Genomic DNA, 6,553 nt, shown 5'->3' with positions numbered 1-6,553 from the left:
GTCCTCATCTATCCCACCAAGAACTTTTTGAAAATCTGATTTCGCTTTATTTAATATTTGCTCTCGATGAACTATAAATAGCATCCGTTTAGGCGCAAAATTTCTGACATCAAACGCTGAAAGATATGTCTTTCCCGTTCCGGTTGCGGAAATAACTAATCCTTTTTCTTTTCCAGCGTCTCGAATAGCTTGTATTTCTTTTAACGCAGCTTGTTGCATTTTATTTGGGGTAATTTTCAAAGCTTCTTCAATTGAATTATGATATTGACCAGGTAATTCTATAACTCGATCTAGTACCTTATTTTCTGCAACTTGTTCATATATTATTTCGTAATTTCCAATTAACTCTTCAGTTAATACTTGAGAATGCTCCCAGACTTCTTCAAATTGATTTTTAAAATGTTGAACAATCTCTCCATCTTCATGTGATGTTAACTTGACGTTCCATTCATAGTTTACCTTCAAAGCATGTGCAGTCAGATTAGAACTGCCGACAATTAGCGAACAATGTGTTTTGTTATCAAATATGTATCCCTTTGAATGAAAACCAGATAAATTTGTTAATCTTACCTCTACATTTTCAAGTTTCATCAACTCTCTAAACACTTTTGGTGTATTAAAATTTAAGAATGTAGATGTTAATATACGTCCTTTAACCCCTTTTTGTTTAAGATCAAGGAAATGTGATTTTAAAGTCGCTAGCCCACTTTCCGTAATAAAAGCCACTGAGAAAATAAAGGATGTACTATTTTCTAGCTCCTCCAACAATGAGCTTAAAACATTTTCATTTTTTTTCGTATTGTTTACTAATAATTTTGGCTTATATATTCCAGGATGATTATGTTTTTGATCAATAAACCCTTTATATAAAGACCCCTCTAATTTTTGAATAAAATTCTCCATATGATCACCATTTATGACAATTTTTTATATTAATTGTATTACTCACTGATTTAAAGTGCAAATTTATTACAAATATAAAAAACTATCCGCATAAAACGAATAGTTTTTTTCAAATTACTTTACAATCGATTCTTTTGATAATTTCTCAATAGTTGGGATATCCGCAGGTGCCCACTCTAAAGCTGCTAGTTCATTTGGAGATAACCATTTAATTGCGACATGCTCAGTTAAAACTGGGCTTCCTTCAACAAGCCTACAATAAAAAGTTTTCAAATGAACAATACCAAAATCATACTCATAGGCTGTATAATCAATTTGTTCACCAATCTGCACACTACAATGCATTTCTTCACTAATTTCACGCTTTAGAGCCTCTTGAGGTGATTCTCCCTCTTCTATTTTTCCACCTGGAAATTCCCACATAAGAGGTAGCGATTTAGATGGTCCTCTTTGTGCACATAAAATTTTCTCATCTTGAACAATTACTGCTCCAACAACATAAATATTTTTTTTCATAATGTCCTCCTTAACCTAACAGAAACTCTATAATTTACGTTTCCACACCTTATAGACTGAAAAATGCCTTTTATATCTTTTAACGACTAATAAATTTTTAATCAGTTAGACAGCTTTTATCTATTCCTATCTAGTACCATTAATGTAATTAGCCTAACACTCTCATCTCTTTTATATTATATAGAAGTAACTACAAAAATAAAGCATGATTGAATACTTCCCTCTTAAGCCTCTTTTTTCACCATCTCTTCATACCTAAAATTACTCTCCTCAAAAAACACCCTCGTCTCCCCACTATCCTTATAATAAGAATTCCAACCCCTCTCCCTCAAAATCCCCTTCCAACTATCACTCTCCACCATCCTCTTAATAACACCATCCCAATAAGCAATCTCTTCCTCCGTCATATCTTTCGGGCCCATAATCCCTTTCCAGTGCTGGAATACAACATCGATTCCTTGTTCTTTCCACGTCGGGATTTCTGGTAATCTGTCTAGCCGTTTTTCTGAGGATACGGCTAGTATTTTTATTTTGCCGGCTTTGTACTGTTTTTCGGCTTCGGATAGGGTCATGGTTGCGGCGTTGATTTGTTTGTTCGTTAGGGCGTTTATAATTTTTTCTTTGTTCTCATAGACAAAGAATTGTAGTTCGGCAGGGTTTATGCCAAATGCTTTACTTACTTGTACGAAGGATAGGTGATCGTCGTTTCCTAGGCCGGGGGCAACGCCGATTTTGAAGTTTTTCTTGTCTTGTTTTAGTTGTTCCATTAGTTCGTTTGCGTTTTCTATGTTTGAGTCTTTTGAGACGACAACGACTTCCCAGTCTGATGCAAGTAGCGCAAGCGGTGTGAAGTCTTTATATGTTAGTTTACTGTGGCCTAGTAGGTTGTTCGTTATGAGTAAGCTTGAGTTGATCGCAAGTACGTGACCACCTTTTTGTTTCGTATATTTCCATCCGACATCACCACTGCCGCCTACTTTGTTTGTGACAGTGATTGGTTTTGTGAAGATTTTCTCTTCTGTCAGTGTTTTCTGCATCGCCCGTGCTGTTAAGTCCCATCCAGCTCCTTGAACGTTCGGTGCAACGATTTCTACTTCTTCTATGTTCACTTTGTTCTTGTTCGTTTTTTCTACGGAACAACCAGTTATTACTCCTGTCATGACCCATATACATAGTAATAATCGTTTTTTCATAACCCTCGTCCTATTCGATACTTTCGTTCTGGTCGTCCGATAATGCCGTATGTGTACTCTACTGTGCATTCGTTTGTCGCTACTAAGTATTCTAAATATCTTCTTGCGGTTGTTCTGGAAGCCCCCATTTGTTCTCCCATTTCTTCTATTGTAATGCCCTCTTCGAATCCTTTTATAATGTCTTTCACTTTTTGTAGTGTTAACGGATCTACACCTGCCGGTAAGTTTTTCATATCTGTTGCTTGCGAAGTACCGAAGAAGTTATCGATTAGTGCTTGATTCACTTCATTGTTACTATGTAATAATTGCTTCTTTCTTTTATAGTCTTCAATTGTGCGAACAAATTTGTCTAACGTGACCGGTTTTATAAGGTAGTTGCTTACACCATTTCGAATTGCTTTTTCTAACATATGGTTTTCATTCGCCGCTGTAACCATAATTACGTCAACTTTCGGAAAATCAGCGTGGATTTTCGGCAATAAGTCTGTACCAATTCCATCTGGTAAATAATTATCTAATAGAAGTAAATCGATTTCTTCCTTTTGTAGTAGTTCCATCGTTTCTTTTGCGTTCAATGCTTTTCCGATCACTTTTACGTCCTTTATTTTTGATAAAAACTCCTCTTGAATTTGCGCTACACGGAAATCATCTTCTGCAATTGCAACCTTCAACATATGTCCATCCCCCTGTTTGTCATGTACTTTCTCTCAATGTTTTCGGAAGGTAAATTGTAAAAATAGCTCCCCCATTTTTCTCGTTTTGAATTTCAATTGTTCCTTCTAGTAGATCTACCATTTCTTTCACATTCGCTAGTCCGTAACCACGATTATTTCCTTTCGTTGAAAACCCTTTTTGAAAAATAGTTGCGATTTTTTCTGTCGGTACTCCCGCTCCACTATCTATCACTTCAAACACAATATCGTGCCCCATATCCGTAACAAAGAAAGAAACACTCTTTTCCTCTCGTTCACTCACCGCATCAAATGCATTATCGATTATGTTTCCAAGGATCGTAATAAGGTGCGAAACTTTTATATGGTCTGGTAACGGTTGAAGCGCACTATCTCCTTCAATATGAAAATCAATTTTCTTCTCAGATGCTGTTCCGATTTTCCCTAATAAAATAGCTTGTACTTTCGCATCATGAATTTGATGGAATAAAATATGGTTTTGACTTTGATGAATATTAGATTCTTGCTGGATAAATTCAATCGCTTCTTTGTAATGTCCTAACTGAAGTAATCCTGATAAGACGAAAAGCTTATTTGTAAATTCATGTGTTTGAGCACGTAAGTCCTCTGAATATTTTCTTACCTCAGATATTGTGTTCACAAGATTTTGCAGTTCTGTTTTATCTCTAAAACTACATACAACGCCTACCGTACTGTTATTTTCGAGTATCGGTGTCATATTTAAAATAAACACTTTATCTTGAAATGCGATTTCTTGATCGTTTTCTAGCACTCTTTCCATATTAAATTCCGGTAAAACTTTTGAAATGTGCTGCTGCATATAGTCATCACTTACATGCAACATTTCTTCTGCCGACGTGTTCATCATCGTAATAAAACCATTTTGATCAATAGCGATAATCCCTTCTTTTATAGATAGTAGTATCGCGCTTCGTTCCCGGTATAGCGCTGCAATTTCATTCGGTTCCAGACCGAGTGTATCTTTGCGAATGCTACGTGCTAAAAGAATGCCGCCAACAATTCCGGCTAATAAGACCGCTACGGAAAAGAGGATAATTTCTTTCGTTCTGCTCAGTATGTTAGATTCGATACCTTTTATTAAAAACTCTACCGTCACAACGCCTACGACTTGATCGTAGTCTCCGTTATGAACAATAATGGGTGCTTTCGCCATTAAAGCCGGGCCACTTGCACCATTTCCTTCGAGTGTATAATAGCCACCAAAAGTGAGTGCTTCATAGTTATATGGATTGTTACTCTTTGTTCCAATCAACTCAGAATTAGAATGTGAATACATAACCCCATAACGATCTTCCACAATTACATAATCGGCACCAGCTTGCTCGCGAACTTGTTCCGCAATGGATTGAATAGTACTTTTATGCTCGTTGTATTGAAAAGCATCTTTTATAGCTGGCATAAAAGAAAGGGATTTAGCCGTTTGCAGTGCTAGCTGCTCTACTTGGCGCTTCGTATCAACGGACTGAATGTAAACAAATATTCCCGCTAACAGAAGAACGACAAATAAAATTAATGTAATAATTAAGCTTACTATTTTCGTTTGTAATGACACTTTGCGTGATTTCTTCATACTCCATATCCTTTGATAAAATATTCAAAACTATCAATCTCCTTTTTCTATTATTATGACAAAACTGAAAATGAATCAACTATAAAAACCTCCATGTACATAAAGTACAAAAAGAATAAAATTGTCATAATATTGAGATTTCAATTCAAGGACAGTATAATTCAACTATATTGAACGCGCTTTCATAATTATCATTTTATTTATAAGCAAGAGGAGGAATTATTATGGCTCAAGCAAAATCTAACCGAGTCGCCGGCAATATCTTCAAAGGTTCTGTCGGCAATTTAATTGAATGGTATGACTGGTACGTTTACTCTGCTTTCGCTGTTTACTTCTCAGCAGAGTTCTTTCCTAAAGGAGATCCAACGAGTCAATTACTGAACACAGCCGCTATTTTCGCAGTCGGATTTTTAATGCGCCCTATCGGCAGTTTGCTAATGGGACGATATGCAGATCGGCACGGACGCCGGGCAGCATTAACGCTTTCGATTACGGTTATGGCCGGTGGTTCTTTAATTATTGCCTGTACACCGAGTTACGAAAGCATCGGTATTATGGCACCAATTATTTTAGTTCTTGCCCGTTTACTGCAAGGATTATCACTTGGCGGAGAGTACGGAACTTCCGCAACGTATTTATCTGAAATGGCTAGTAGTGGTCGCCGTGGTTTTTATTCAAGTTTTCAATATGTAACGCTCGTTGCTGGACAGATGGTTGCGTTAGGCGTTCAAATTGTTCTTCAGCAATTACTAAGCGAACCAGATATGAAAGCTTGGGGATGGCGTATTCCATTCATTATTGGTGCGATGGGAGCAGTAGCTGTATTATGGCTTCGACGTACAATGGATGAATCAGAGCAGTTCTCAAATATGGAATCGAAAAACCGCGAAAGCGCAGGAACCGTTCGCGCTCTTATGAAACACCCGAAAGCAGTATTAACAGTAGTCGGCCTAACACTAGGAGGCACTGTTGCATTTTATACGTACACAACATATTTACAAAAATTCATGGTAAACACAGTCGGTCTTCCGAAAGAAGTTGTGAGCTGGATTAACTTTGTCGCACTACTTATTTTCGTTGTGCTTCAGCCGATTGCGGGGCTATTATCCGATAAAATCGGACGCCGCCCACTATTAATGGCTTTCGGTATTCTCGGAACGTTACTAACAGCACCAATCTTCTTCTTCATGGAAAAAACGACAGAACCAATCGTAGCATTTTTACTCATGATGATCGGTCTTATTATCGTTACTGGTTACACATCGATTAACGCAATTGTAAAAGCAGAACTCTTCCCAACTGAAATTCGCGCACTAGGCGTAGGTTTACCTTATGCACTAACCGTTGCGATATTCGGCGGAACAGCGGAATTTATCGCATTATGGCTAAAGAGTATCGGAATGGAATCACTATTCTATTTCTACGTAGCTGGATGTATCGCGATAAGCTTTATTACGTATTGGCGTATGGATGAGTCATCGAAGACTTCGCAGATTGAGGCGGAGCTTAATGGTGGAGATAAACTAGCTAATAATAAATCTAGTTAAAATTACGTATTCCATGTTCTTCGTTTTACCTGAACTCGATTTTCTTTATCTAAAAAAGCATAATTCATTCATATATAATTTAAAAACCTCTACTTATATGTAGAGGTTTTT

6 protein-coding genes are annotated in these 6,553 nt (G+C 37.1%); 1 reads left to right on the top strand and 5 read right to left on the bottom strand.

Annotated features, from left to right (window positions below; all coding sequences use genetic code 11):
• The 5 genes from AB3X48_RS15595 to AB3X48_RS15575 all read right to left on the bottom strand — a co-directional run.
• The coding region (locus tag AB3X48_RS15595; protein ID WP_367959719.1) for a DEAD/DEAH box helicase at positions 1–903 on the bottom strand (903 nt) is incomplete at its 3' end.
• 114 nt (positions 904–1,017) lie between these two features.
• On the bottom strand, positions 1,018–1,419 hold the full coding sequence (locus AB3X48_RS15590) for a (deoxy)nucleoside triphosphate pyrophosphohydrolase (RefSeq protein WP_088098734.1): 402 nt from the start codon (positions 1,417–1,419) through the stop codon (positions 1,018–1,020).
• Positions 1,420–1,643: 224 nt separating this feature from the next.
• The gene (locus AB3X48_RS15585; protein WP_133059469.1) at positions 1,644–2,612 is read right to left on the bottom strand and encodes a tripartite tricarboxylate transporter substrate binding protein; all 969 of its coding nucleotides are present in this window, start codon (positions 2,610–2,612) and stop codon (positions 1,644–1,646) included.
• Positions 2,609–3,286, bottom strand: a complete 678-nt coding sequence (locus AB3X48_RS15580) for a response regulator (protein WP_199715385.1) — start codon at positions 3,284–3,286, stop codon at positions 2,609–2,611. Before AB3X48_RS15580 ends, AB3X48_RS15585 begins: the two co-directional genes overlap by 4 nt.
• A gap of 19 nt (positions 3,287–3,305) precedes the next feature.
• Entirely contained in the window at positions 3,306–4,895 is a 1,590-nt protein-coding gene (locus tag AB3X48_RS15575; RefSeq protein ID WP_199715387.1) for an ATP-binding protein, read from the bottom strand.
• A 224-nt stretch (positions 4,896–5,119) separates the two neighbouring features.
• Between AB3X48_RS15575 and AB3X48_RS15570 the strand changes: the two genes are divergently transcribed.
• On the top strand, positions 5,120–6,442 hold the full coding sequence (locus tag AB3X48_RS15570; protein ID WP_199715389.1) for an MFS transporter: 1,323 nt from the start codon (positions 5,120–5,122) through the stop codon (positions 6,440–6,442).
• Positions 6,443–6,553 lie beyond the last annotated feature (111 nt).

The organism is Bacillus sp. S4 (genome assembly GCF_040838205.1).
Taxonomy (GTDB): domain Bacteria; phylum Bacillota; class Bacilli; order Bacillales; family Bacillaceae_G; genus Bacillus_A; species Bacillus_A cereus_U.
The sequence above is the reverse complement of the archived record's forward strand: the minus strand, read 5'-3'. Positions and strand labels throughout refer to the sequence as shown.